The organism is Minwuia sp. IMCC3009, from assembly GCF_029909415.1.
GTDB lineage: Bacteria > Pseudomonadota > Alphaproteobacteria > Minwuiales > Minwuiaceae > Minwuia.
Genome location: NZ_CP123781.1, coordinates 1,719,224 through 1,744,521 on the forward strand (window position 1 = coordinate 1,719,224; position 25,298 = coordinate 1,744,521).

The 25,298-nt window shown below is 63.8% G+C and carries 23 protein-coding genes; 15 read left to right on the top strand and 8 right to left on the bottom strand.

From position 1 onward, the window contains the following. Positions 1-44 precede the first annotated feature (44 nt). Together QGV55_RS08165 and QGV55_RS08170 are read right to left on the bottom strand one after the other, a co-directional pair. Entirely contained in the window at positions 45-545 is a 501-nt protein-coding gene (locus QGV55_RS08165) for an isoprenylcysteine carboxylmethyltransferase family protein (RefSeq protein WP_281017322.1), read from the bottom strand. Further along, positions 545-1,621, bottom strand: a complete 1,077-nt coding sequence (locus QGV55_RS08170; RefSeq protein WP_281017321.1) for a 3-oxoacyl-[acyl-carrier-protein] synthase III C-terminal domain-containing protein — start codon at positions 1,619-1,621, stop codon at positions 545-547. Before QGV55_RS08170 ends, QGV55_RS08165 begins: the two co-directional genes overlap by 1 nt. Positions 1,622-1,929: 308 nt before the next feature. Here QGV55_RS08170 and QGV55_RS08175 point away from each other — a divergent pair, with 308 nt between their 5' ends. Then, positions 1,930-2,616 (top strand): DUF502 domain-containing protein, encoded by a 687-nt coding sequence (locus QGV55_RS08175; protein ID WP_281017320.1) that lies wholly within the window; start codon positions 1,930-1,932, stop codon positions 2,614-2,616. Here the strand turns inward: QGV55_RS08175 and recG are convergent. Further along, on the bottom strand, positions 2,608-4,713 hold the full coding sequence (gene recG, locus QGV55_RS08180) for an ATP-dependent DNA helicase RecG (protein ID WP_281017319.1): 2,106 nt from the start codon (positions 4,711-4,713) through the stop codon (positions 2,608-2,610). The two genes, QGV55_RS08175 and recG, sit on opposite strands and share 9 nt — an antisense overlap. 138 nt (positions 4,714-4,851) lie before the next feature. Between recG and QGV55_RS08185 the strand changes: the two genes are divergently transcribed. Both QGV55_RS08185 and mfd read left to right on the top strand, forming a co-directional pair. Continuing rightward, entirely contained in the window at positions 4,852-5,133 is a 282-nt protein-coding gene (locus QGV55_RS08185) for a succinate dehydrogenase assembly factor 2 (protein ID WP_281017318.1), read from the top strand. Further along, positions 5,130-8,621, top strand: coding sequence for a transcription-repair coupling factor (gene mfd / locus QGV55_RS08190; RefSeq protein ID WP_281017317.1), 3,492 nt, complete (start codon positions 5,130-5,132; stop codon positions 8,619-8,621). Before QGV55_RS08185 ends, mfd begins: the two co-directional genes overlap by 4 nt. Positions 8,622-8,638: 17 nt before the next feature. On the opposite strand, the gene QGV55_RS08195 is transcribed toward mfd, so the two are convergent. Further along, positions 8,639-9,298 carry a DsbA family oxidoreductase gene (locus QGV55_RS08195; RefSeq protein WP_281017316.1) on the bottom strand — a complete coding sequence of 220 codons (660 nt, stop codon included), beginning with the start codon at positions 9,296-9,298 and terminating at the stop codon, positions 8,639-8,641. 72 nt (positions 9,299-9,370) lie between these two features. Here QGV55_RS08195 and QGV55_RS08200 point away from each other — a divergent pair, with 72 nt between their 5' ends. Next, positions 9,371-10,132, top strand: coding sequence for an SDR family NAD(P)-dependent oxidoreductase (locus QGV55_RS08200; RefSeq protein WP_281017315.1), 762 nt, complete (start codon positions 9,371-9,373; stop codon positions 10,130-10,132). A gap of 17 nt (positions 10,133-10,149) precedes the next feature. On the opposite strand, the gene QGV55_RS08205 is transcribed toward QGV55_RS08200, so the two are convergent. Continuing rightward, the gene (locus QGV55_RS08205) at positions 10,150-10,560 is read right to left on the bottom strand and encodes a response regulator (protein ID WP_281017313.1); all 411 of its coding nucleotides are present in this window, start codon (positions 10,558-10,560) and stop codon (positions 10,150-10,152) included. Between the two features lie 222 nt (positions 10,561-10,782). Further along, complete coding sequence (gene msrB / locus QGV55_RS08210; protein WP_281017312.1) at positions 10,783-11,241, bottom strand: peptide-methionine (R)-S-oxide reductase MsrB; 459 nt, start codon at positions 11,239-11,241, stop codon at positions 10,783-10,785. A gap of 164 nt (positions 11,242-11,405) precedes the next feature. On the opposite strand from msrB, the gene gmd reads away from it, so the two are divergent. The 3 genes from gmd (at position 11,406) to QGV55_RS08225 (ending at position 14,278) form a co-directional block, all read left to right on the top strand. Next, a complete protein-coding gene (gmd, locus tag QGV55_RS08215) occupies positions 11,406-12,503 on the top strand; it encodes a GDP-mannose 4,6-dehydratase (RefSeq protein WP_281017311.1) in 1,098 nt (365 codons plus the stop codon). Position 12,504: 1 nt separating this feature from the next. Next, entirely contained in the window at positions 12,505-13,461 is a 957-nt protein-coding gene (locus tag QGV55_RS08220) for a GDP-L-fucose synthase (protein WP_281017310.1), read from the top strand. Positions 13,462-13,525: 64 nt separating this feature from the next. Then, entirely contained in the window at positions 13,526-14,278 is a 753-nt protein-coding gene (locus tag QGV55_RS08225) for a glycosyltransferase family 2 protein (protein WP_281017309.1), read from the top strand. 119 nt (positions 14,279-14,397) lie between these two features. Here QGV55_RS08225 and glnA read toward each other — a convergent pair whose 3' ends face one another. Together glnA and QGV55_RS08235 are read right to left on the bottom strand one after the other, a co-directional pair. Beyond that, entirely contained in the window at positions 14,398-15,807 is a 1,410-nt protein-coding gene (glnA, locus tag QGV55_RS08230; RefSeq protein WP_348637623.1) for a type I glutamate--ammonia ligase, read from the bottom strand. An 81-nt stretch (positions 15,808-15,888) separates the two neighbouring features. Beyond that, positions 15,889-16,227, bottom strand: a complete 339-nt coding sequence (locus QGV55_RS08235; protein ID WP_281017307.1) for a P-II family nitrogen regulator — start codon at positions 16,225-16,227, stop codon at positions 15,889-15,891. 466 nt (positions 16,228-16,693) lie between these two features. On the opposite strand from QGV55_RS08235, the gene QGV55_RS08240 reads away from it, so the two are divergent. From QGV55_RS08240 to QGV55_RS08275, 8 genes are all read left to right on the top strand, one after another. Beyond that, positions 16,694-17,509, top strand: a complete 816-nt coding sequence (locus tag QGV55_RS08240; protein WP_281017306.1) for a hypothetical protein — start codon at positions 16,694-16,696, stop codon at positions 17,507-17,509. 83 nt (positions 17,510-17,592) lie between these two features. After that, positions 17,593-18,792 carry a hypothetical protein gene (locus tag QGV55_RS08245; RefSeq protein WP_281017305.1) on the top strand — a complete coding sequence of 400 codons (1,200 nt, stop codon included), beginning with the start codon at positions 17,593-17,595 and terminating at the stop codon, positions 18,790-18,792. Beyond that, positions 18,789-20,111, top strand: a complete 1,323-nt coding sequence (locus tag QGV55_RS08250) for a hypothetical protein (protein ID WP_281017304.1) — start codon at positions 18,789-18,791, stop codon at positions 20,109-20,111. Before QGV55_RS08245 ends, QGV55_RS08250 begins: the two co-directional genes overlap by 4 nt. A gap of 128 nt (positions 20,112-20,239) precedes the next feature. Beyond that, positions 20,240-21,229 (top strand): lytic murein transglycosylase, encoded by a 990-nt coding sequence (locus QGV55_RS08255; RefSeq protein WP_281023725.1) that lies wholly within the window; start codon positions 20,240-20,242, stop codon positions 21,227-21,229. A gap of 39 nt (positions 21,230-21,268) precedes the next feature. Next, positions 21,269-22,270 (top strand): septal ring lytic transglycosylase RlpA family protein, encoded by a 1,002-nt coding sequence (locus tag QGV55_RS08260; RefSeq protein ID WP_281017302.1) that lies wholly within the window; start codon positions 21,269-21,271, stop codon positions 22,268-22,270. 53 nt (positions 22,271-22,323) lie between these two features. Beyond that, the gene (locus QGV55_RS08265; RefSeq protein ID WP_281017301.1) at positions 22,324-23,460 is read left to right on the top strand and encodes a D-alanyl-D-alanine carboxypeptidase family protein; all 1,137 of its coding nucleotides are present in this window, start codon (positions 22,324-22,326) and stop codon (positions 23,458-23,460) included. After that, positions 23,453-24,121, top strand: coding sequence for a dTMP kinase (gene tmk, locus QGV55_RS08270; protein WP_281017300.1), 669 nt, complete (start codon positions 23,453-23,455; stop codon positions 24,119-24,121). Before QGV55_RS08265 ends, tmk begins: the two co-directional genes overlap by 8 nt. Next, positions 24,118-25,233: a DNA polymerase III subunit delta' gene (locus QGV55_RS08275; protein WP_281017299.1), complete on the top strand. Its 1,116-nt coding sequence runs from the start codon at positions 24,118-24,120 to the stop codon at positions 25,231-25,233. Before tmk ends, QGV55_RS08275 begins: the two co-directional genes overlap by 4 nt. Positions 25,234-25,298: the final 65 nt, after the last annotated feature.

The window sequence follows — 25,298 nt, forward strand, 5'->3', positions numbered from 1 at the left end:
GAACGTTTGTTCATGAAAATAAATTTAACACGATACTTGGAGTCTTAGCCAGAACGCCGTGGTGACAGTGCCTCTTCTTCGGCACGTATGCGCCAGGTGAGCAAGGCCAGGTTCAGGATACTGAAGACGACGGCGACTTCCCAAAGACCGATCATCAGCGGAACGACCGCGATCTCTCCGATCACGACCATATAGTTGGGATGCCGGACGAACCGGAACGGCCCGCGCTTCACCAGTGGCGCGTCGGGAACCGTGATGATCCGGGTTGTCCAGTAGCGGCCCAGGCTTGCGATGACCCAGACCCGACCGAGTTGCAGTGCGACGAAAACGATGAACAGTGGCGCATTGATCGTCGCGTCGGCGGGTGTGAACACGGCCAGCGCCACAAGCCACCCGCCGTGCAGGACAACGAAAAGCGGATAGTGGCGGCTGCCATGCTCCTGCGCACCAGCCGCCAGCAGGCGGGCCGTGTTGCGCCGCGCCAGCGCAAGCTCCGCCAGCCGCTGCACCACCAGGAAGGCAAGAACCAGATGAAACAGGTTCATCAGAGATCGACAGTCATGAAGCCGGCGGTGAACCCCGGACCGAGTGTGGAGAGCAGGGCACGTCCCTTCAGCCTGTCGCGCTGGGCAGCCGCAATGACGAACATGACCGTTGCGGCGGACATGTTGCCGAAGTTGCGCAGGGTCTCGCGGGAGTGCTTCAGGCCGCCGTTGTCCAGGCCGAATATGTCCTCAAGCGCATCCAGCACCTTGGCGCCGCCAGGATGGCACAGGAAGTGGTCGATATCGGTCAGGGCAAGTGACTCACGTTCCAGGAACCCGTGCAGTGCCTGGTTCATCTTGCTGCGGACATGGGTCGGGATGTCCCGCGAGAAGATGACCGACAATCCATCGTCGGTGACGTCCCAGCCCATGATGTCGAGGGAATCCTCCCAGGTGTGCTCCTGACTGGCCAGAATCTCGGCACCATCGATGTCGGAGCCGACGACCGCGCCCGCGGCACCGTCGCCAAACAGCGCTGTCGCGACCACGTTGCTCTTCGAGAAGTCACGGCTGCGGAAGGTCAGGCCGCAGAGTTCGACAACGAGATAGAGGTAGTTGGCGCCCGGACGGCTGCGCGCCATCTGCGCCGCGCGGGCCAGACCGACCACACCGCCGGCGCAGCCAAGCCCGAAGATCGGCAGGCGTTCCAGATCACGCCGCAGCTTCAGCCGCTCCATGACCAGTGCATCCAGGCTCGGCGTCGCGATGCCGGAGGTCGAGACGGTGATGATCCCGTCGATCTCGTCCAGTCCGAGTCCGGCCTGGTCCACGGCGCGCAACGCCACATCCGCCAGCAGGTCGACAGAGGTCTCGATATACTGGCGATTGCGGGAACCGAACCCGTGGACTTCCTGGTACCACTCGATGGGCACGCTGGAATAGCGCGTCTCGATCTCCGCGTTCTCGTAGACGGGCTTCAGCCTCTCGAAGACCGGCAGATTGTCGCCGAAGAGTTCGCCCGCGCGTCGCGCGACCTCGGACTGCTTCAGGACGTGAGGCGGATTTGCGGTCGCGATGCCACCAAAGGCGGCACGACCGACAGTGCCGGCTCGTTTGCGTTCGGGCAGAACTAGCATGACAGGTGGCTCCCGTAGCTGGAACAAAGGATCTTGCCGGGCAGAGGCAGGATACGACTGTTCGACCGCTTTCGCCAATGCACAGGGGGACCAGACACCGGTCACGCATTGGTGTTTCGACAGCACCAGTGACCCAACGCACATGTCGCATTGCGAGATTGCGGTGCAGCAATCCCTTGAAATCTGCAGGGCAGGTGACATTCTTTAACGTTCGGATCGCCGCTGACGGCGTGCTATGTCAGGGCCATGGAGTACACTGCCAGATGAACCCGACCCCGAAATCCGTCCGATCGCCGTTCATGGCGCGGATGCGTACGTATTTCCTGACCGGTGTCATCGTCGCCGCGCCGATTTCGATCACGATCTATGTCACCTGGTCGATCATCGAATGGTTCGATGAGCAGTTCCTGCCACTTGTTCCCGATCTGCCGCCACATATTGCCGAACGGCTGAAACTGCCATTCGACCTGCCGTTCGAGATTCCGGGCCTTGGTCTGGTCGTGGCTCTGGTGGGCCTGACGGTCATCGGATTCCTGACCGCGAACCTGCTTGGTCGCTCGGTGGTGAAGCTGGGTGAGCGGCTGGTGGACCGGATGCCGATCGTGCGTGGCATCTACAATGTCCTGAAGCAGCTCTTCGAGACCGTCCTGACCGATTCCAGCAAGGCGTTCCAGCACGCGGCGCTGGTCGAATACCCGCGCCGCGGTCTCTACACCATCGGTTTCGTTGCCGGGGATACCAAGGGCGAGGTGCTGCGGCGGACGGAGCTTGATCTGGTCAGCGTCTATGTGCCGACCACGCCGAACCCGTCTTCCGGATTCATCCTGTTCATTCCGCGGGAGGATGTGCGGGTGCTGGACATGACGGTCGAACAGGCCATGAAGTATGTCGTTTCGGTCGGTGTCGTGGTGCCGCCGGACCTGAAGGCCCGGCCGTTGCCGACCAATGATCCGGCGTCGGTTGACGGCGATCCGGATGTGCGGCGTTCAGCCTGACTTGAGGTAGCGGATCGCGGCATCGCGTTCGAAGAGGTACAGCAGCGTCCGCAGGTCGGGACCGCGCTTGCCCTGGAGTTCGGGATCATTGTTGACGATCAGCCGCGCATCATCATGGGCGGCGGCCAGAAGATCCTGATCCCGTTCCACCCGCGCCAGCTTCATCGGCGGCAGACCGCTCTGTCGCGTGCCCAGCAGGTCACCGCCACCGCGCAGACGGAAATCCTCCTCCGCGATCAGGAATCCGTCATCCGTGTCCCGCAGCACCTCCAGCCGCTTTCTGGCGGTTTCACCCAGCGGCGGGCGGTAGAGCAGCAGGCAGTGGCCCGGCCTGTCACCACGACCGACCCTGCCGCGCAACTGGTGCAACTGGGCCAGGCCGAAGCGCTCCGCATCCTCGATCACGATCACCGTCGCTTCCGGCACGTCGACACCGACCTCGACGACCGTCGTCGCGACAAGCAGGCTTGTCTTCCCGTCCGCAAAGGCCACCAGTGCGGCGTCCTTTTCCTCCGGTTTCAGTCGACCGTGCACCAGTCCGACCCGGTCGCCGAACTGTTGCTGCAGTTCCCTGAAGCGGGCTTCCGCCGCCGCGGCCTCGCTTTCGCTCTCGTCATCCACCAGCGGGCAGATCCAGTAGGCCCGCTCCCCCCGACCCATCAGCCCGCGCAGACGCTCCACGACTGCGCCTGCGCGGTCGGTCGGCAGGACACGGGTATCCACAGGCTTCCGGCCCGGCGGACGCTCATCCAGGCGGGAGACATCCATGTCGCCATAGGCCGTCATCGCCAGGGTGCGGGGAATCGGTGTCGCGGTCATGACCAGCACATCACTGGTCCTGCGTGCCTTGGCGGAGAGCAGCATCCGCTGATGGACACCGAAGCGGTGCTGTTCGTCGATGATCGCGAGGCCAAGGTCGCGGAACCTGATCGCATCCTGAAACAGGGCATGGGTGCCAACCACCAGGTCGATCTCTCCCGCATCCAGACGCTGCAGGATCGCCGTCCGCGCCTTGCCCTTGTCCCGCCCGGTCAGTGCCTCCACCCGCAGGCCGATCGCCGCGCCCATCTCCGTCAGGGTCCGGGCATGCTGGCGCGCGAGCACTTCGGTGGGAACCATCAGCGCGACCTGTGATCCCGCCTCCACCACTGCCGTGGCGACCAGCAGGGCGACGGCGGTCTTGCCACTGCCCACGTCGCCCTGCAGCAGGCGCAGCATGCGGGTCGGGGCCTGCAGGTCCTTAATGATCTCCGCGATGACACGGTCCTGCGCGCCGGTGAGCGGCCAGGGGAGGGACGCGCGCAACTGCGTCATGCGGCCGTCGGGGTGCACGGCCAGGCCGCGCCCGCCCTGCCGGCGCATCCGCTGGCGCACCAGCGCCAGTGCAAGCTGGTTCGCCAGCAGTTCGTCATAGGCGAGCCTGCGCCGGGCGAGAAGGTCCGGATCACCGTCCGTATCGGCCCCCACCGGTGCAGCGGCGCCGTCGGAATGAACCGTCCGCAGTGCCGATTGCCAGTCGGGAAAGCGGTTCTTCGCCCGGAATGCCGCGTCCTGCCATTCGCTGATCTCCGGTGCCCGCTCCACTGCCTGAACCACGGCATTGCGCAGGGACTTCGGCGCCAGTCCGGCGGTGAGGGGATAGACCGGCTCGCGCAACGGCACATCCTCCCCCTTGTCGGGGTCGGCCACATGTTCCGGATGCACCATCTGGAACTGGTCGCCATAGCGTTCCAGCTTGCCGCTGACGATCCGGCGCTCACCGGGCGGGAACTGCCGTTCCAGCCAGTCGCGGCGCGGGCGGAAGAAGGTCAGGCCGATCACGCCGGTCTCGTCACCGGCGAAGATCCTGTAGGGCTGCCTGTCGGTGCGTCCCGGCTGATGCTCCAGGATGTTGAGGGTCAGGGTTACCGTCTCGCCGGGCAACGCGTCCTCCACATTCGGGCGCAGGCTGCGGTCGATGTGGCTGTGCGGCAGCAGCCAGAGCAGGTCGAGGATGCGCGTGACCTCCAGCTTCTCCAGCAATGCCGCCACACGCGGTCCCACGCCCTTCAGGGTGTTGACCGGCGCAAACAGGGGAAAGAGGACTTCGGGGCGCATCGGCGGATCATCCTGACATGGACCCTCTGACGCAAGCCGCACGGCTTTCCCGGCATCGGGTTTCGTACTATATCGGTTCATCAACCCATGAAATCTGCACCGGCCATTCTCGCGCCCGGTACCGAAGGAGCCGTCACCATGTCCGAACAGGAAGACAGACTGGCCGTGCGGCGCAAGAAGCTGCTCTATCGCTCGCAGTACACCGGGACGAAGGAAACCGACATCCTGCTGACCCGGTTCGCGGAGCGGAACCTGCCGACTTTCGGTGAGCGGCAAATGGACCTCTACGAGCAGATGCTGGAGGCCGGCGATCCGGAGATCCTGGCCTGGGTGATGGGGCGGAAGCCTGTCCCGCCGGAGTATGACAATGACGTCACCCGGATGCTGATGCAGTTCAAGTTCTACCAGTCAGCCAGTTGAAGCCACTGATCGACATCCTGTCGGCGCCTGGCAGGATCACCGTCCAGAATGCGCCAGAGGGGCTGGAAGCACGCCTGCTTGTCACCCTCGCCACCGGTGCGCGTCAGGGCGTGGTCCACATCGCGCGCGATGACCAGCGCATGGCCGCGACGGCGGAGATGCTGGAGTTCTTTGCGCCCGGTCTTCAGGTTCTGACCCTCCCGGCCTGGGACTGCCTGCCGTATGACCGTTCCTCCCCCAACCGGCAGGTTGTGGCAGCGCGGATGCGGACGCTGGGTCTGCTGGCGGAGGGCGGGCTGGCCGGCCGTGTGCTGCTGACCACCGTCAATGCGGTGACCCAGCGTGTTCCGGCCAGGGCCACGGTGATGGACGGACGCTTCGTGGCGGCGATCGGCGACAGGATCGACGAGGCCGCGCTGACGACCTTTCTGGTCGGGCAGGGGTATTCGCGCACGGGCACGGTGATGGAGCCGGGGGAGTACGCCATCCGCGGTGGCCTGATCGACATCTTCCCCCCCAATGATTCCTATCCCGTCCGCCTGGACCTGTTCGGGCAGGAGCTGGAAAGCATCCGCCTGTTCGATTCGATGACCCAGCGCACCCTGGAAAAGATCGGGCGTTTCGAACTGACACCGGTTGGTGAACTGGTCCTGGAGCCGCCGACAGTGAACCTGTTTCGTGCCCGCTACCGGGAGCTGTTCGGGATCAGGGCCGAAAGTGACTCGCTCTACGAGGCGGTGTCGGAGTCGAGAGCCCATCCGGGGATGGAACACTGGTTGCCGATCTTTCACCGGAAGCTGGAGACCGTCTTCGACTACGTGGGGGATGCCCCCATCGTGCTGGACCATCTGGCCGATGACGCGACGGATTCGCGGTTCCAGGCAATCGACGACTACTACGAGACACGGCAGGAGGCGCTGAAGGCAAACGCGGGCGCATCCGGTGTTGCCGGGGCGATCTATCGTCCGCTGGCACCGGACATGCTTTACCTCTCCCGCAATGAATGGGCCGAGGCGCTCGGCGGGCACCCCGTTGCGGCGCTGACGCCCTTCACCGTCAGCGAGAACCCCGGTGAGGCCTTCGATCTGGGCGGTCGGCGGGGGCGTGACTTCGCGCCGGAGCGGGCGACCCCGGGCACCAATGTCTACGAGGCTCTGATCGCGCACCTGAAACAGGTGATCGCCGACGGGCATCGCGCGGTGATGGCGAGCTATTCGGACGGCGCGCGTCAGCGCCTGTCGGGCATGTTGCGCGACGGCGGAATCGCGGCGTTGAGCGACGTCGCGGACATGACGGAGGCCGAGAAGCTGCCCGCCGGCACCGTGGGGCTGACGGTCCTGCCGCTGGAGACCGGGTTCGAGAGCAGGGACCTGATCCTGATCTCCGAACAGGACGTGCTGGGGGACCGTCTGGTGCGGTCGCGCAAGCGTTCCGCCAGGCGCTCCGACAATTTCATCGCCACGGCGACCGAACTGCAGCTTGGCGACCTGGTCGTGCATGTCGATCACGGCATCGGCCGCTACGAGGGGCTGCAGGCGCTCGACGTCATGGGCGCGCCGCATGATTGCCTGCTGCTGGTCTACCAGGGGGGCGACAAGCTCTACCTGCCGGTGGAGAACATCGAGCTGCTCTCGCGTTTCGGGTCCTCCGAGGGCGAGACCGTGCTTGATCGCCTGGGCGGCAAGAACTGGCAGGCCCGCAAGGCAAAGCTGAAGCAGCGCCTGAAGGACATGGCCGAAGCCCTGATCCGCATCGCCGCCGGTCGCGAACTGGCGACCGGACAGGTGATGGAGGCCCCTGCAGGCGCGTTTAACGAATTCTGTGACCGTTTTCCCTATCAGGAGACGGATGACCAGGCGAAGACGATCAATGATGTACTGGGCGACCTGGCCTCGGGCCGCCCCATGGACCGGCTCGTCTGCGGTGACGTGGGCTTCGGCAAGACAGAGATTGCACTGCGCAGCGCCTTTGTCGCCGCCATGGACGGGATGCAGGTCGCGATCGTCGCGCCGACGACGCTGCTGGCCCGGCAGCATTACGAGACCTTCACGGCACGGTTCCGGGGTTTCCCGGTGCGGGTGGAGCAACTGTCCCGCCTGGTGACCGGCAAGGCCGCCACGGCGGTGAAGGACGGGCTGAAGTCCGGCACCACGGACATTGTCGTCGGCACCCATGCCCTGCTGAGCAAGAGCATCGACTTCAAGCGACTGGGCCTGCTGATCGTCGACGAGGAGCAGCATTTCGGCGTGAAGCACAAGGAGCGGCTGAAGGAACTGAAGGCCGACGTGCATGTGCTGACGCTGACCGCGACACCGATACCGCGCACGCTGCAGCTCGCGCTGACCGGCATCCGTGATCTTTCCATCATCGCCACACCGCCGGTGGACCGCCTGGCCGTCCGCACCTTCGTGCTGCCGTTCGACGAGATCGTGGCGCGGGAGGCACTGCTGCGGGAACACTATCGCGGTGGCCAGAGCTTCTTCGTGGTGCCGCGCGTCAGTGACCTGAAGGAAGTCTCCGACTTCCTGAAGAACCATGTGCCGGAGGTGAAGTTCGCGGTCGCGCACGGCCAGATGCCCGCACGTGAACTGGAAGACGTCATGCACGCCTATTACGAAGGCGCATTCGACGTGCTGATCTCCACCAACATCGTGGAATCCGGTCTGGATGTTCCGTCCGCCAACACGATGATCGTCTATCGCTCCGACATGTTCGGTCTGGCGCAGCTCTACCAGTTGCGCGGACGCATCGGCCGCTCCAAGGTCCGTGCCTATGCCTATCTGACCGTACCGGCATCGAAACGCCTGACGGACAGCGCCGACAAGCGGCTGCGTGTCCTGCAGACCCTCGATCAGCTGGGTGCAGGGTTCACCCTGGCCAGCCATGACCTGGACATTCGCGGTGCCGGCAACCTGCTGGGTGAGGAGCAGTCGGGCCAGATCAAGGAAGTCGGTGTCGAACTCTACCAGGCCATGCTGGAGGAAGCGGTGGCGGAGGCCCGGGGGGCCACCGATGCCGATGACCGGAACTGGTCACCGTCGATCAATCTCGGCGCACCGGTACTGATTCCGGAATATTACGTCCACGATCTTTCCGCGCGGCTCGACCTATACCGCCGCCTGGCCCATGTGCCGGACGAGACTGGCATCGAGGAGATCGCGGCGGAGATGATCGACCGGTTCGGGCCACTTCCCGGTGAAGTGGACAACCTGTTCGACGTGGTGGCGATCAAGGGCCTGTGCCGTACGGCGCACATCGACAAGCTGGATGCGGGACCGAAGGGCGCGACCGTGCATTTCCGCGACAATTCCTTCCCCGATCCTGCCGGGCTGGTCCGTTTCATCTCGGGGCAGTCAGGCACGGCGAAGCTGCGCCCGGACCACACCATGGTCTTCCTGCGCGACTGGGAAGAGGTTCCGGTTCGGGTCAAGGGTGTCCGGCAACTGGTGCGCGGCCTCGCCCGCATAGCGGAGAAAGCAGCAGCCTGACCGACGAAGAGGCGACCTCAGTCCGCGTCGGTCATTTCCGGTGCGGGCACGGTTTCATTGAGTGCCAGATCGAAGACCTTGTGGAAGACCGGCACATCCTGCGCGCCGGACACCGCATACTTGCGGTCGATGATGAAGCAGGGAACACCGTTGATGCCCATGGATCGGGCCATCGCATCTTCCTGACGCACCAGATCCAGATCGGTGTCGTTGCGCAGACGATCCCCGGTCACCTTGGGGTCCATGCCGTTCTCCACCGCGATACGGGTCAGCACATCGGCATCACCGATGTCCGCACCCTGGGTGAAATAGGCGATGAACAGGGCCTCGACGATACGATCCTGCAAGCCTTCCTGGGTTGCCCAGCGGATCAGGCGGTGCGAATCCAGGGTCGAGGGTGTGCGCTTGATCAGGTCGAAACGGAACGGGATGCCCAGTTCTGCCCCCGCCGCCCGGATGGTCTCGTAGATGCGTGCCGCCCTGTCGGCCCCGCCGAACTTCGCTGACAGATAGGCGTCACGCGACATTCCGGCCCGCGGCATCTCCGGGTTGAGCTGGAACGGCCGCCAGCCGATCTCCGGCTGGACGTCGGATCTGTTCTGCATGGCAGCTTCCAGCTTGCGCTTGCCTATGAAGCACCACGGACAGATGGTATCTGAAACAATATCAATCAGCATGGGACCAAGAGTAGGTCACCACCGAGCGCAGGGCCACTCAAATGATGGTGGTCCGGAGGAGAGATTTTGACGATGGACAAGGAACTGACTGGCCAGGTGGCTTTCGTGACCGGTGCGAGCTCCGGACTTGGCGCGCACTTCGCGCGGTTGCTCGCGGCGCAGGGGGCCAGGGTCGGCATTGCCGCGCGTCGGCGCGAACGGCTGGAGGATCTGGTGGCAGAGATCCAGGCAGCCGGCGGCAGCGCCTTTGCGGTCTCCCTGGATGTAACGGATATTGCCTCCATCGACCCTGCCATCGACCAGGTGGAGCAGGCGCTCGGACCTGTCGATATCCTGATCAACAACTCCGGCGTGACGGTGCCCAATGCGCTGCACCGGATCTCCGAGGGTGAATATGATCAGGTTCTGGACACGAACCTGAAAGGTGCGTTCTTCGTCGCGCAGTCCGTCGCAAAGCGGCTGATGGCACGAAAGGCGGGCGGCCGGATCGTCAATATCTCGTCCACACTGGCGCACCGGGTGATCGGACAGCTTTCCATCTACTGCATGTCCAAGATCGCCATGGACCAGATGACGAAGGCCATGGCGCTGGAATGGGGCAAGTACGACATCAACACGAACTCACTCTGCCCAGGCTACATCGAGACGGAGATGAATGCCGATTACTGGGAGACGGAGGCGGGCAAGGCTTTCCTGAGCCGTTTCCCGCGCCCGCGCGTCGGCGAGCCGTCGGACCTTGACGGGATGCTGCTGGTGCTGGCCGGACCCAGTGGGCGGTTCGTCAACGGTTCGGTCGTGAGTGTCGACGACGGATTTGCGGTGGGCTTCAAGTAGGCGGAAGGCAGAAGGGGTCAGGAGCCGACGGCGGCCTGATCCCTCTCGCTGCGTGACCGCTGCAGGATGGCCGTCAGGTTCTCGACCAGCGGCGTGCGCTGGATCGGCTTGGTCAGATAGCCGTCCATGCCGGCAGCGGTGCACTGCAGGCGCATGCCTGGTACATCGTGTGCTGTCCAGGCGACGATGGGTATCCGTCCAATGCGGCCGCCCAAACGCCTGATCTGCCGCGTGGCTTCCAGCCCGTCGATCTCCGGCATCGCGATGTCCATCAGGATGATGTCGATGTCATTCTCGGCCAGTTTGCGCAGTCCTGCAGCACCGCCGTTGGCTTCAACCACAACGTGTCCTTCACGCTCCAGGAAGACGCGCGCGACTTTCCTGTTGGCGTCACTGTCATCAACGATCAGAACACGCATGGCCTGCATCGACCGAACTCCAGCCCGTTTTACGTGCAGCAACCCATAATTCCGCCGATGCCGAATGCGTTTCATTTGGCAAATTGGGAAAGGAACGCCCCACGACATCCTGTCTGCACCCGATGAAGCAAGCGCGATGCCAAGACCATCACATTCTGTTCGAAATTGCTCAATTGCTAGCAAATGCCGAAATTCATTCCACGCATTGCGCGTGTGGCCGACCGTTCGGGGTCAATCCTCCTGCGCATCGATGGCTGCGAGCTCGAGGTATTCTCCGTATCCTTCCGCTTCCATGTCCGCGCGCGGAATGAAACGCATCGAGGCGGAATTGATGCAATAGCGGATGCCGGTAGGCGGCGGCCCGTCGGGGAAGACATGCCCAAGATGCGAGTCACCGTGACGGGACCGCACTTCGATGCGAACCATGCCGTGACTGACGTCACGTTTCTCCACGATGTTGTCCGGTTCCAGCGGACTGAAGAAACTCGGCCAGCCGCAAGCTGAATCGAACTTCTGGGATGCGGCAAACAGCGGCTCTCCACTGACCACATCCACATAGATCCCTGCTTCCTTGTGGTCCCAGAACCGGTTGCGGAACGGCGGCTCCGTGTGGTCCTGCTGGGTCACGGCATATTGTTCCGGTGTCAGGCTCTGAATGGCCGCTTCGCTCTTCTCGTAGATTCTGCTCATGCCTGCGCTCCTGTGCCGATTGAAAAGATCATGGGTAGAAGATAGGGAATAGCCCACGCGTATCGAGTCGGGAATTTCGGTGCGTTGCGTGGGACCACGTCAGCGCGGATCCTTCGCGGGATGAGCGTGGATTCTGTGGCGTGACGAGAAGGGTAACTGGCGCGATGAAACCTGAGGGATCAGCAAGAACGGCCCTGGTCACTGGCGTGACTGGCCAGGATGGTGCCTATCTGACTGAATTGCTGTTGTCGAAGGGCTATGTCGTCCATGGCATCAAGCGCCGCTCGTCGTCATTCAATACGGGGCGGCTGGAACACCTGTACCAGGACCCGCACGCCGATGACGTGCAGTTGCACCTGCACTATGGCGACCTGACGGATTCCACCAACCTGCTGCGGATCGTGCAGCAGGTCCAGCCTGACGAGATCTACAATCTTGCGGCACAGAGCCATGTGCAGGTCAGTTTCGAAACCCCTGAATATACAGCCAATTCCGACGCGATCGGGACGTTGCGGTTGCTTGAGGCGATCCGGATCCTGGGGCTGGAGAAGACCGTCCGTTTCTATCAGGCCTCCACGTCCGAACTCTATGGCAAGGTGCAGGAGACGCCGCAGCGTGAAACCACACCCTTCTGGCCACGCAGCCCCTATGCCGCCGCCAAGCTCTATGCCTACTGGATCACCGTGAACTACCGGGAGGCCTATGGCATGCATGCTTCCAACGGTATCCTGTTCAATCACGAGAGCCCGCTGCGCGGTGAGACCTTCGTGACGCGAAAGATCACCCGCTCTGTCGCAGCGATCCAGCTTGGTCTTCAGGACAAGCTGTATCTCGGCAATCTGGATGCCAAGCGCGACTGGGGCCATGCGAAGGACTTCGTCGAGGGCATGTGGCTGATGCTGCAGCAGGACCAGCCGGACGACTATGTGCTGGCGACCGGTGAAACCCATTCCGTGCGCGAATTCGTCGAGGCCGCGTTCGCGGAGGTCGACCGCAGCATCGTCTGGTCCGGCAGCGGTGTGGAAGAGCAGGGCAGGGACGCCGCGACCGGTGAGGTGCTGATCGAAGTCGACCCGCGCTATTTCCGCCCGACCGAGGTCGAGCTGCTGCTGGGGGACCCGACCAAGGCACGCGAACGGCTGGGCTGGTCGCACAAGACCGGTTTCAGTGACCTGGTCGCGCAGATGGTGCGGGCGGATCTGATTGCCGTGAAGCGTGAGCACGAGTTCAACAGCGCCATGCACAAGGCCCGTGAGAACTGAAATGACCGCTGCTTTCGAGATGCGGGGGCGACGGGTCTTCGTTGCGGGTCACAAGGGCATGGTCGGCAAGGCCATCGTGCGACGTCTGACCCGCGAGGACTGCGAGATCCTGACAGTCGACCGGTCCAGTCTGGACCTGCGGGACCGCACGGCAGTGAAGACCTGGCTTGCAGCGAACAAGCCGGATGTGATTGTCGTCGCAGCAGCAAGGGTGGGGGGCATCCATGCCAACAATACCTATCCGGCGGATTTCATCAGCGAGAACCTGGAACTGCAGTCGAGCCTGATCAGCGGCGGATTCGAGACCGGCGTGGCCAAGTTGCTGTTCCTCGGCTCCTCCTGCATCTACCCGCGGGAGGCGCCACAGCCGATCCGGGAGGATGCGCTGCTGACCGGGCCGCTGGAGCCGACCAACGAGCCCTATGCCATCGCCAAGATCGCAGGCATTCGTCTCTGTCAGGCCTACCGCAGGCAATATGGCGCCGACTTCATCTCCGCCATGCCGACCAATCTCTACGGCCCGGGTGACAACTTCCATCCCGACAACAGCCATGTGGCCGCTGCACTGCTGCGCCGCTTCCATGAGGCCAGGCGTGATGGCGTGGAGACCGTGACGGTCTGGGGCACCGGTCGTCCCCGGCGGGAGTTCCTGCATGTCGATGACATGGCTGACGCCTGCATCCATCTGCTGCGCACCTATTCGGACCACGATCATGTCAATGTTGGCTGCGGCGAGGACATCTCCATCGCCGACTTCGCCCGGATGATCCAGCAGACCGTCGGACATGCCGGCGAGCTGGTGTTCGATGCGACCCGGCCTGACGGCATGTATCGCAAGCAACTGGATGTCGCGAAACTGACGGGACTTGGCTGGCGGCCGCGTATCGGTCTGTCGGAAGGTCTTGCCGGATACTATAATTGGTTCCGTGCCAATATCGAGAACGTGCGGGAACGCTGATGGACCCTGGATGGTGCCGGAGTGAGTCATCCGGCGATGCCTGTGCCGACCGGAAAGCCCGAGCATGAAGATCTCTGTCGTGACGGTCTGCTTCAATTCGGCCGCGACCATCGGCTGGACGGTGGAGTCGTTCCTGAAGCAGCAGTGGGCCGACAAGGAACTGCTGATTGTCGACGGGGCCTCCCGCGATGACACGCTGAAGATCGTGCAGAGCTTCGGCGATCCGTCGATCCGGATCAGCAGCGAGCCTGACAGGGGCATCTATGATGCCATGAACAAGGGGCTGCAGCGCTTCAGCGGGGACGCGGTGGGGTTCCTGAACTCCGACGACAGGTATCGCGATCCCGGCGCGCTGACGGCCATCGCCGAGACCCTGGCCAGTCACGACGTCGCCTATGGTGACATCGATATCGTGGCGGACCATGAGTCACGGCGTCTGGTACGTGCCTGGCGCAACACGCCCTATCGTCCCGGCGGCTTTCGTCTTGGCTGGATGCCTGCCCATCCGGGGTTCTATGTCCGGCGGGCGGTCGCGGAAACGGTTGGGGAATTTGACCTGACCTGGCCCAGTGCCTCCGACTACGACTGGATGCTGCGCGCCATGGAACTGAACGATTTCAGGGCAGGGCATGTTCCCTATGTGCTGGTCGACATGGCCAACGGCGGCTACAGCAGCAGCGGCATCCGTGCCTTCCTGCGTGGCAATATGCAGAGCCTGCAGGTCCGCCGCCAGCGCCTGGGCAGCGGGCTTGTGGACCGTGCCCTGTTCGCCAAGCCCCTGCGCAAGATTCCGCAGTGGCTCGGTCGCTCATCGTGAGCATCCGTCAGCCCTGACCGCACACCAATCCGAACCGGGCCGCGATCCCTCAACGAAGAAGGGGCCGCAGCGACTGGCTGCGACCCCTTCCCATTCGTACCCGTTGTCTGAAAGCGGGATCAGACCGAGTAGTACATCGCGAACTCGACCGGATGCGGTGCATGCTCGAAGCGGTAGACCTCTTCCCACTTCAGTTCCATGTAGCCGTCGATCTGGTCGTCGGTGAACACGTCGCCCTTCTTCAGGAACTCGCGGTCGGCGTCCAGGGCCTGCAGGGCTTCGCGCAGGGAGCCGGCAACCGTCGGCACCTCGGCCAGTTCCTCGGGCGGCAGGTCATAGAGGTTCTTGTCCATCGGATCGCCCGGATGGATCTTGTTCTCGATGCCGTCCAGGCCAGCCATCAGCATGGCCGCGAAGGCCAGGTACGGATTGGCGGTCGGATCGGGGAAACGGACCTCGACGCGCTTCGACTTCGGACCGGAACCGAACGGGATACGGCAGGAGGCGGAGCGGTTACGGGCCGAATAGGCCAGCAGCACAGGAGCCTCGAAGCCCGGGATCAGGCGCTTGTAGGAGTTGGTAGACGCATTGGTGAAGGCATTCAGCGCCTTCGCATGCTTGATGATGCCACCGATGTAGTACAGCGCCGTCTCGGACAGGTCTGCATAGCCGGAACCGGCGAAGGTCGGCTTGCCGTCCTTCCAGATCGACATGTGCGTGTGCATCCCCGAGCCATTGTCGCCCGAGACCGGCTTCGGCATGAACGTCGCCGTCTTGCCCCACTGATGGGCGACCTGATGGATGACATACTTGTAGATCTGCATGCCGTCAGCGGTCTTCACCATGGTGTTGAACCGGGTGCCCAGCTCGTGCTGGCTCGGCGCAACCTCGTGATGGTGCTTCTCGGTCTCGAGGCCCATCTCGCGCATCACGGTCAGCATTTCGCCACGGATGTCCTGACCGGAGTCGACCGGCATCACCGGGAAGTAGCCGCCCTTGACCGGGGGACGGTGGGCCATGTTGCCGCCTTCCAGCGCGGCGCCGGAATTGTGCGGCGCCTCGACGTCGTCCAGGATGTAGGACGTGTTGTGCGAACCGGTGGTGATGCGCACGTCGTCGAACATGAAGAACTCGGCCTCGGGACCGAAGAACGCCGTGTCACCGATGCCGGTGTAGGCCAGATAGGCCTCGGCACGCTTGGCGGTGGTGCGCGGGTCGCGGCCGTAGCCTTCGCCCGTCGAGGGCTCGTGAATGTCGCAGAACAGGATCAGCGTCGGCTGAGCCGTGAACGGATCCATCACCGCGGTGGAGGCGTCGGGCATCAGCGCCATGTCGGACTCGTTGATGGCCTTCCAGCCCGCGATCGACGAACCGTCGAACATGATGCCTTCCTCGAAGAAATCCTCGGAGAAGTCCTGTGCATCCATGGACAGATGCTGCCACTTGCCGCGCGGATCGGTGAACCGCACGTCCACATAGGCGATCTCGCCCGATTTGATCTGTTCCATAACGCTTTTGACGTCAGACATTTTTCACCCTCTGAAGTGGATAACCAACCTGTCGATATGTTGCGGCCCGTCAATGGACCCCAAACCTGCGGCTCGGACGCGTCAGACCGCGTCGACCCCTTTCTCGCCCGTGCGGATGCGGATGACTTCCTCCACCGCCGACACGAAAATCTTGCCATCACCGATGCGGCCCGTGTGGGCAGCCTGCTGGATCGCCTCCAGCGCGCGCTCGACCATGCTGTCCTCGACCACGACTTCCACCTTCACCTTCGGCAGAAAATCGACGACATACTCGGCGCCGCGATACAGTTCGGTGTGACCCTTCTGACGACCGAAGCCCTTTGCTTCCGTCACCGTGATACCCTGCAGGCCGACCTCGTGAAGGGCTTCCTTCACCTCGTCCAGCTTGAAGGGTTTGATGATTGCCTCGATCTTTTTCATCAATGTTTTCTCGGCATCCTGTGAGCAGTACGTTTCCTCACGCAACCACACGGTTACGCCAGAAGAGAATAGCATGGCTCATGCCATCCGCATCGTGCGGAAAAATTCAATAAAAGCAAATTGTTAGCGGATCATGCCAAAATCTTGCGCAGATTTGTTGCCTGATAAATGCGCAACATGCCCAATCACTAGGCAATTGAGCCGGATATTATCCGGGACCGATGCCGTATCCCGTGCCCGTTGCCGCGGGGAACCGCCGGGCGATATCTGAGCCGCCCCTCTGGGCATCGTGTCGCTCCGGCGGCTTTGCCCTGATCCCGCGAATTTGAACAATGCTGACCGGAGTCCGTTCGACACTGCGTCACGGACAGATTACCTGACAAGGTGAGCCCCTGCGGCATGCGCATGCGGAATGATGCGGGGCGGACAGTCGATCGAACAGCAACACGGGCCGGGAGTGAAGCGGATGAAGCAGGCCAGCGCGGCAGACAGGTTCACCGGGGCCGGTCCTGCGCTCAGTGATCACTGGGTGGGGGAGATTGCGGATGCGGAAGTCGATCTGAGGCTCGACCCGGCGCGCCTGCTGGACGGTTGCGATCGTCACCGGCTCGAACGGATGCTGGCCGCCGCCGACGAGCTGCTGGACATCTACCGCGTGATCGCAAAGACGGAAGACAATATCGTCGGCCTGCTGCTGAAGCAGTCCGAGACGTTCTACGAATGGGACCACTATCCGAAGGGCGACGTCTACGACCCGGAGACGCACAGCCAGTACTATTACCATGCCCATCGGGGCGCGACGGGGGAGCACGGACACTTCCACACCTTCCTGCGGGCCAGGGGCATGCAGCCGGACGTGCGCCCCCTGCCGCTGGAGCGTGACGAACCCTGGCCTGCGGGCAATGACGCGCTGGCGCATCTGGTGGCCGTGTCGATGAACGCCTTCGGTGTGCCGACGCACCTGTTCAGCACCAACCGCTGGGTCACGGGTGAGACCCTCTACAGCGCCCATGACGTGATCGCGATGCTGGACCGGTTCGAGATGGATCTGATCTGGCCCGAGTGGCCGGTCAATCGCTGGCTCATTGCGTTGATGGTGCTGTTTCGCCCCCAGATCGAGGCACTGCTGCACCGCCGTGATGCGGTGATCCGTGACCGCATGCGGAGGGCGGGCGGCGCGGATGTGCTGGAGGATCGGGGACTGGAGATCACGGCTCTTACCCGGATCGATGCGGACCAGCAGATAGCAGCCATACGTGCAAGGCTTGGCCGCCAGGTCTGACGGTTAAGCCAATTTTTGCCATTGCGACCTAGCCTTCGTCCGACTGCGCATTCTGTGCGGGTTGAGTACGGGCGAGGACGGACGTGGCGACAGAATTGAAGGCATCGGCGGCTGCGGTTCAGGACGGGACGGGTACGCTTGCGCCGGTGACGGCCGCCCAGAAGGCCGCGCATGCTCGGCGCAGTCACTATGAACCCAGCACCTTCCTGGAGCGCGGGACGGTCATCCCCTTCACGACCCGTGCGCTGGCGCAGTGCAGGGTGCGGCTTGATGACCGGGAAAGGCTGGAGGTCGTCCTGCCCGGGTTTTCGGGCAGCAAGGGTGTCTATGTCACTGCCTTCACCAGCCTGCCGGAAATCACGACACTTTCTGTCCATGACCGCACGCTGACCGAGATCGTCGCGACCGAGAAGGTCGTCACGCCAACAGGCATTCGGCGTTGCTGGCTGGAACTGGCAACCACAGGCATCGGTGGCCAGGGACTGGCGGAGCAGGCGCGGGAGGAACTGGCCCGGGCCGCCGAAGTCCAGGTCTCCACCCGGATCATGCTGCTGCTCGACACCGTGCGCCGCGGGGGCGGTGAGATCGGGCAGGAACTGATTGCCACGATGGCATCGACGGAGGGGCGGTCGCAGGTCCGCACCATGCTGGGTGGTGCCGCATCCCGGGCAGGCATCGATGCCGTCGCGATTGACCAGCATATCGAGGACCTGGCTGAACTGCTTGGCACTCTGGGCCTTCGGTCATTGCCAGAGCCCGGAAGGCTGCGGCATCTGCACACGCGGATGCAGGAATTCTCCCACGCCATCGACAACTGGGGGCGGACCACTGTCTCCGATCTGGCGCATATCGGACGCTTTGCCGCCATGTCGGCTGACCATTCCGCCGGGATTGCCGGGCGTGCGATTGCCGAGGTCGATCGCATTCTGGCCGATCCGATCCGCCTGATGGCCCGTTGGGACTCCAGCCAGAAGAACCTGCGCGGTTACCTCCTGCGCATCGCCTGGCTGCTGGATGGCTGGGACTACGTGCTGCGTATCTGGGACGACGCGGTCGCCGAAAGGATGGCGATAGATGTCGCCGTGAAGGAGATCGGGCGGATCATACCCATTGTTCCGGCCCGTGAGGTCGATGCCGATGCGGGACGGCGCTCCGTCGAACTCTTCAGGGAATACCGCAGCCGCGTCCGGGTTTTCGAGGACTGGCTGAGTGGTGAACTGGACGAGGACATGCGCGCGAGACCGGAGAGCCAGACGGCCGGGCAGGGGGAGGAGCACCGATGACCGGACTCGTTTCGGCCGAGGAACTGGAACAGCGGCTGTTCACCCTGCAACCGAGACAGTTCCTCGAGCTCTACCGGCTCTACGAGAAGCTGGGCAACAAGGCGAACGTGCAGCCGGAGATGCAGATTCTGAGGCGCAGGCTGGTGCGGATGCGTCCGGTGCGGGCACTGACGCTCTCGCGGCTGCTCTGTCAGCCGTTCGAGGAGTTTCTGGTCAACGAGGCGACGGGCGACACCGGGCTGATCATGCGGCGCTCCTGCACGGCGATCGCGCGGCTTGTACGGCGGAAGCTGGCACCGGAGCTGCTTCGGCGGTTCGAGCAGCGGCTGCTGCATCTGAATCAGCGTCCCGAGGACCGTGCCGGACAGATCCTGCTCGGGCGGGAGGTATGGAAGGCGGCCGCGGCCGCGCTGGCCGAAGTGCGGTGTGGACCCGCGCGTTCGCCGGAAGACCTGCGGCGACGGTTCGGGCTGATCACCGGGTGTCTGGAGATCGGCGAGGCGATGGTGAGCCTGTCACGGGGAATCCCGGAAGGCCGCGTCGATACGCTGGACGACAGCGGGCGGAAACTGCTGGTGAAGCTGTTGCGGGGGTTGCCGCATGACCGGACAGGACACGCCCGCTATCTGATGGCCATGCTGACCCGCCGCCTCGAGAATCCCGCCAGTGTCATCCAGATGCTGGCAAGGGAAGACCGGAACCTGCCTGGTGCGACACGGCAGAACCTGATCCGCGTCATTCGCGGGGAGATCGAAAGCAGCATCGGCGCAAGTGCCGCTGCACTCTTGGTCGGTGAGGCAGGAACCGGGGAAAGCGTGCGGCGCGCGGAGCGCTTGCTCGACAGGCTTGGCCAGATCAAGGCGTCCGGGACAGCAACCCCGAAGACGGACAGGGCCGCACGTGACATTGCCGACACGCTGGGCAGCATCGAAAGACTGATCAGTGTGGAAACCCTGCAGCAGGATCGTCAGGAACAGATCCGGCAACTGCTGCCAACCGAACTGAGCGCCGGGCTGGAACATGCCGAGACCTACCGTGAACTGGAGAGCGAGATCGACAATGTCATCCGGCTGGGTGACCGGATCGACACGCTGGGCGTCGACAATCCCCTGAGACAGCGTCGGGACAGGCTGCGTCGGGACATCGATGGTCGGCGAGCCGAAATGATGCGACGGCTGGCAGACACACCCGCCGACCCGGAGATGCAGGCGCGCGCCCGTGCAGGCTTCTACGGCCTGGTGCGCATGGTCGAGATGCTGGACGGACCGAAGGCAGCCGAGAACATGCGGCGCGATGGAGATCGCCTGCTCGCAGGATGAGCGTTTGCGGCCGCGCGCCAGCGGTCACCGGTGCGTGACTTCCCGAATCATCGGCAGACCCGGATGATGGCACCATACTGGTTCAGGGGTGAGTGATGCGTTGGTCTGCGGTTCTTCTTGGTCTTGCCATGATGTGGACTCTGCCTCAGCCCGTTGCGAAGGCGGACGAAGCGCCACCCCCCTTTGATGCCTGGCTGGATGGTGTCCGGCAGGAGGCGCGGGAGAAGGGGATCGCCGAGGAGACGATCCGGGTGGCCCTGACGGGTATCGAGCCGGTGCGCCGCGTGGTGCAGCGCGACCGCAACCAGTCCGAATTCAAGCTGACCTACCAGATCTATCACGACCGGCTGCTGACGCCGACCAACATCCGCGTCGGGCGCGGCAAGCTGGAGAAGCACCGGGCACTGCTTGATCAGATCGCGGCGGAATATGGCGTGCAGCCGCGCTTCATCCTAGCCATCTGGGGCATGGAGACCCGCTACGGCGCGGTGAAACCCACGATGCCGGTCATACCTGCGGTCGCGACCCTGGCCTATGACCGGCGGCGGTCCAGCTATTTCAGGCGGGAACTGTTCCAGGCCCTCCAGATGATCGACCAGGGGCTGATCCCCCATTCGGAGATGCTGGGTTCATGGGCCGGTGCCATGGGGCAGCCGCAGTTCATGCCGTCCAGCTACATGGCCTATGCCCGTGATCATGACGGGGATGGCCATCGCGACATCTGGTCCAACGAGGCCGATGTGTTCGCCTCCATTGCCAACTACCTGTCGAAGCATGGCTGGCACGATGACCAGACCTGGGGCAGGGAAGTGACCCTGCCCGCCGGAGCCGCCTTCCGCGCGGCCATACCCGCGCCACGCACGGGCTCTGGCTGCCGGGCCATCGACAGTATGTCCGGCGCCATGGGTCTGGCTGACTGGCAGGCGCTTGGCGTGCGGCGCGCGGACGGATCCGACCTGCCGACCCGGAACCTGCCTGCGTCGCTGGTGGAACCTGATGGTGCGGACGGTAAGGCCTTTCTGGTCTACCGGAACTATCAGTCGATCCTGCGGTACAATTGTGCGCACCTGTACGGGCTCGCCGTCTCGCAGCTTGCCGACGCCATAGGCCGCAGATAGACTGGGCGAATCACGCTGGCGAGCTTTGGAGCGACAATCATGGGAAGCCACCAGGCAGCGATAATCCGGTGGCTCGCTGCCGCCGTCGTTCCGGTCCTACTTTTCGCTCTCGGGGGCTGTGCCGAGACGACCCTGGCCATCCACGGTGCGAAACAGCTTGCGCAATCGGATATTTCCGGCACTACCAAGCGGCAGATCGATTCGGCCAAGGTACGACGTGCCAGTCTGCGTCCCTATCAGATCAAGGGTGTCTGGTACTACCCGGCGGAGATGCCCGACTACGACGAGACCGGCATTGCGTCCTGGTACGGCGACCCGTTTCACGGTCGCGCCACGGCGAGCGGTGAGATCTATGACAAGCGGATCGTGACGGCGGCGCACAAGACCCTGCCCCTGCCCAGCACGGTCCGGGTCACCAATCTGGAGAACGGGCGGGTGCTGACGGTGCGGGTCAATGATCGCGGTCCCTTCGTGAACAACCGCATCATCGACATGTCCCATCGGGGCGCCCAGTTGCTGGGGTTCGAGCGTCAGGGCATCGCCCGTGTCCGGGTGGAGGTCGTGGGGTCGGACGACGACCGCTTTGTCCTGCGCCCGGTCAAGACCCCCAACAATGAGAAGAAGGCAGTGGCGGCGGCCCCCAGGAAGTCGGTCAAGGTCGCCTCCCTGCCGCCGCCGGCCGGCGCAGACGGCAATGCCGCGCTGAACCAGTCGAAGCCTGTGGTGCGGAAACCCGTGACCAGCAAGCCGCTGACAGTCGAGACACCGGCGGAGGGCAGTATCGACGACGTTCGGGTGGTGCCGACAACCCCGACAACCCTCTTCGTGCAGGCCGGATCATTCACCCAGTTCCAGAACGCCGACCGTCTCAGGTCCCGGCTCTCTGCGGTCGGGCCGGCCTTCATCGATCATGTGCTGGTTGATCAGCGGGATTTCTTTCGCGTCCGCCTGGGTCCGATCGATACGGTTGAACGGGCAGACCAGCTTCTGGATCTCGCACTGAATGCCGGGGCGGATGACGCGCGGATCATCGTCGACTAGACTGACGCCGTCATCGTTCATTCCCATTCGAACCGCGCTGAGGTCACTTGCTCATGCCCTTGAGACTGTTGTCCATCCTGCTGCTTTCCGTACTCGCCTTCGGCGCGCCGTCACGGGCGGCTGATTTCGAGACCCGGGCCCGGCATGCCGTGGTCATCGACTTCGAATCCGGCCAGACGCTGTTCGAGAAGGATGCGGATCGGCCCATTCCAACGGCGTCGATGAGCAAGCTGATGACCATCTACATGCTGCTGGAACGCATCAAGAGCGGTGCGCTCAGCCTGGATGACACCTTCCCGGTGAGCGAGAAGGCATGGAAGAAGGGCGGCTCCAAGATGTTCGTGGAGGTGGGCAAGCAGGTCCGGGTGGAGGATCTGCTGCGTGGCATCATCGTGCAGTCGGGCAATGACGCGAGCATCGTCGTCGCCGAGGCGCTTGCCGGCAGCGAGGATGCCTTTGCCGAACAGATGACCCGCCGCGCGAAGGAACTGGGGCTGGAGAATACCGAGCTGCGCAATGCCACAGGCTGGCCCGACCCGGAACATCGGATGAGTGTGCGCGATCTGGCCAAGCTCGCCATGCTCATGATCCGGAACTTCCCGGACTTCTATCCGATATTTTCCGAAAAATCATTCACTTACAGTGATATCACGCAACGGAACCGCAACCCGCTGCTGTACCGGAACATTGGCGCGGACGGCCTGAAGACCGGTCATACCGAGAACGCCGGGTACGGGCTGACGGCCTCTGCCATTCGTGGCGATCAGCGCCTGGTCATGGTGATCGCGGGGCTGGACAGTTCCAGGCAACGCGGTGACGAGGCGGAGCGTCTGCTGAGCTGGGCGTTCCGGACCTTCGCGACATACCGGCTTGGAAGTGCCGGAGAGACGGTTTCGGAGGCTGAGGTATGGCTGGGGCAGTCGACGAAGGTACCCCTTATGCTGGGGGACGATCTGCTGGTCAGCATGGCCAGGGCGGATCGTGCCCGCATGAAGGTGGAGGCCGTCTATGACGGTCCGGTACCGGCCCCGGTATCGAAGGGGCAGCAGGTCGGTCGCCTCGTGGTGACGGCTGATGGTGCCCGCATTGCCTCTGCCCCGCTGCTGGCGGCAGATGATGTGGCGCCGCTGGGACCGCTGGGCCGCATCGGCGCGGCCCTGGCGCATGTCATCTGGGGTTCGGGTGGCTGATCGCGCCGGAGCGGGATCTGCCGCGCGCGGGCTGTTCATCACGTTCGAGGGCGGGGAGGGTGTCGGCAAGTCCACCCAGACCGCGCTGCTGGCGGATTGCCTTCGGGCTCGCGGCCATACCGTCGTCACGACGCGCGAACCCGGCGGCACACCAACCGCGGAGACCCTGCGGAACCTGCTGCTCGATCCCGCCCAGGACCTCGATGCGGTCGAGCAGGTCCTGCTGCTGAACGCCGCCCGGCACAGCCACATGCGCGCGGTCATACTGCCTGCGGTCGACCGGGGGGAGATCGTCATCTGCGACCGTTTCATCGATTCAACCCGTGCCTATCAGGGCGCGGCTGGCGGGCTGGATGACGCGACGCGACCGGACCTGATCATGGACCTGCACCGCATGGTCATGCAGGGGCGGATGCCTGATCTGACGCTCATTCTGGATGCCCCGATCGAAACCGGGCTGGGCCGTGCCGCCGCCCGCGCCACGGCAACGGATCGCTTCGAGACCGCCCAGCGGCAGTTTCACGAGAAGCTGCGTCAGGGTTTCCTCGACATTGCCGAACGCGAACCGGAACGGTGTCATGTGATCTCCGCGAGCGATCGGCAGCAGGACATTGCCGCCCGGATTCTCGACCTGGTGCTTTCGAGGCTTGGACAGCCATGAGCGAAGAGGCGACGCGCCCCGCACCGGACGAGATTTCGGAGTCACTGCACCCCGCGCTGACCACACGCGTTCACGGCCATGCGGAGGCCTGGGATACCCTGGCGGAGGCAGCGGCCGGGAACGGACTGCATCACGCCTGGCTGCTCACCGGTATGGCCGGGACGGGCAAGGCCACGCTGGCCTACCATTTTGCCCGCAGCCTGCTGTCCGGGGAGTCGGGTGGCGGCCTGTTCGGCGCATCGGCACCGACACTGCATGCGGACAGGGATGATCCCCTGTTCGTGCAGGTGGCCAGCGCTTCGCATCCGAACCTCACGATCCTGCGTCGCGCCTGGAACCACGAGAGGAAGCGCTACTACACGGAGATCCGCGTCGATGACGTGCGCCGCCTGACCTCCTTTCTGGGGCAGCGGGCCAATCTGAAATCGCGCCGGGTTGTCCTGATCGATGCGGCGGATGACATGAACCGCAATGCGGCCAATGCCTTGCTGAAACCGCTCGAGGAACCGCCTGCGGACACGATCTTCATCCTGGTCTGCCATGCACCGGGCAGCCTGTTGCCGACCATCCGGTCGCGATGCCGTCGCCTGTCGCTGGGGGATCTGACGCAGGCGCAGGGGCTGGCGGTCATGGCGGATGCGAATCCGGAGATCGGGGAAGCCGCGGCATCGCTGCTGCTGCAACTCGCCAATGGCTCGCCCGGTCTGGCCCTGCGGCTGGAGGCGGCGGGTGGAGAGGCGCTCTATCGCCAGCTTCTCGCCGCCCTGGTCTCCGCGCCCCGCATGGACCGCGCAGCGGCGCAGAAGCTGGGCGACATGGTTGCAAAGGCCGGGCAGGGGGAGATTGCCTTCGGACTGCTGATGGACCTGCTGGACGGGTTCCTGAAACGTCTGGTTCAGGCACCGTTTCAGGATCTGGCGGCCAGCCAGACGGAGCGGGAACTGATGCAGCGCCTGACCCGGGGCAGTCTTGATCAATGGTTCGAGGTATGGGACAAACTCGCGCGGCTCAGGGAGCGTACCGGGGCCGTCAATCTGAACCGCAAGGCTGTGACCCTGTCGATCCTCTCGGATTTCGAGGAAGCGGCCCGGGTCAGTACGGGCGAGAGATAGCGCCCAGGCGGTTGCAGGACCGGAATATGCGCACACAGGGCGTCAGCCGACGCCGATCGGGAGAG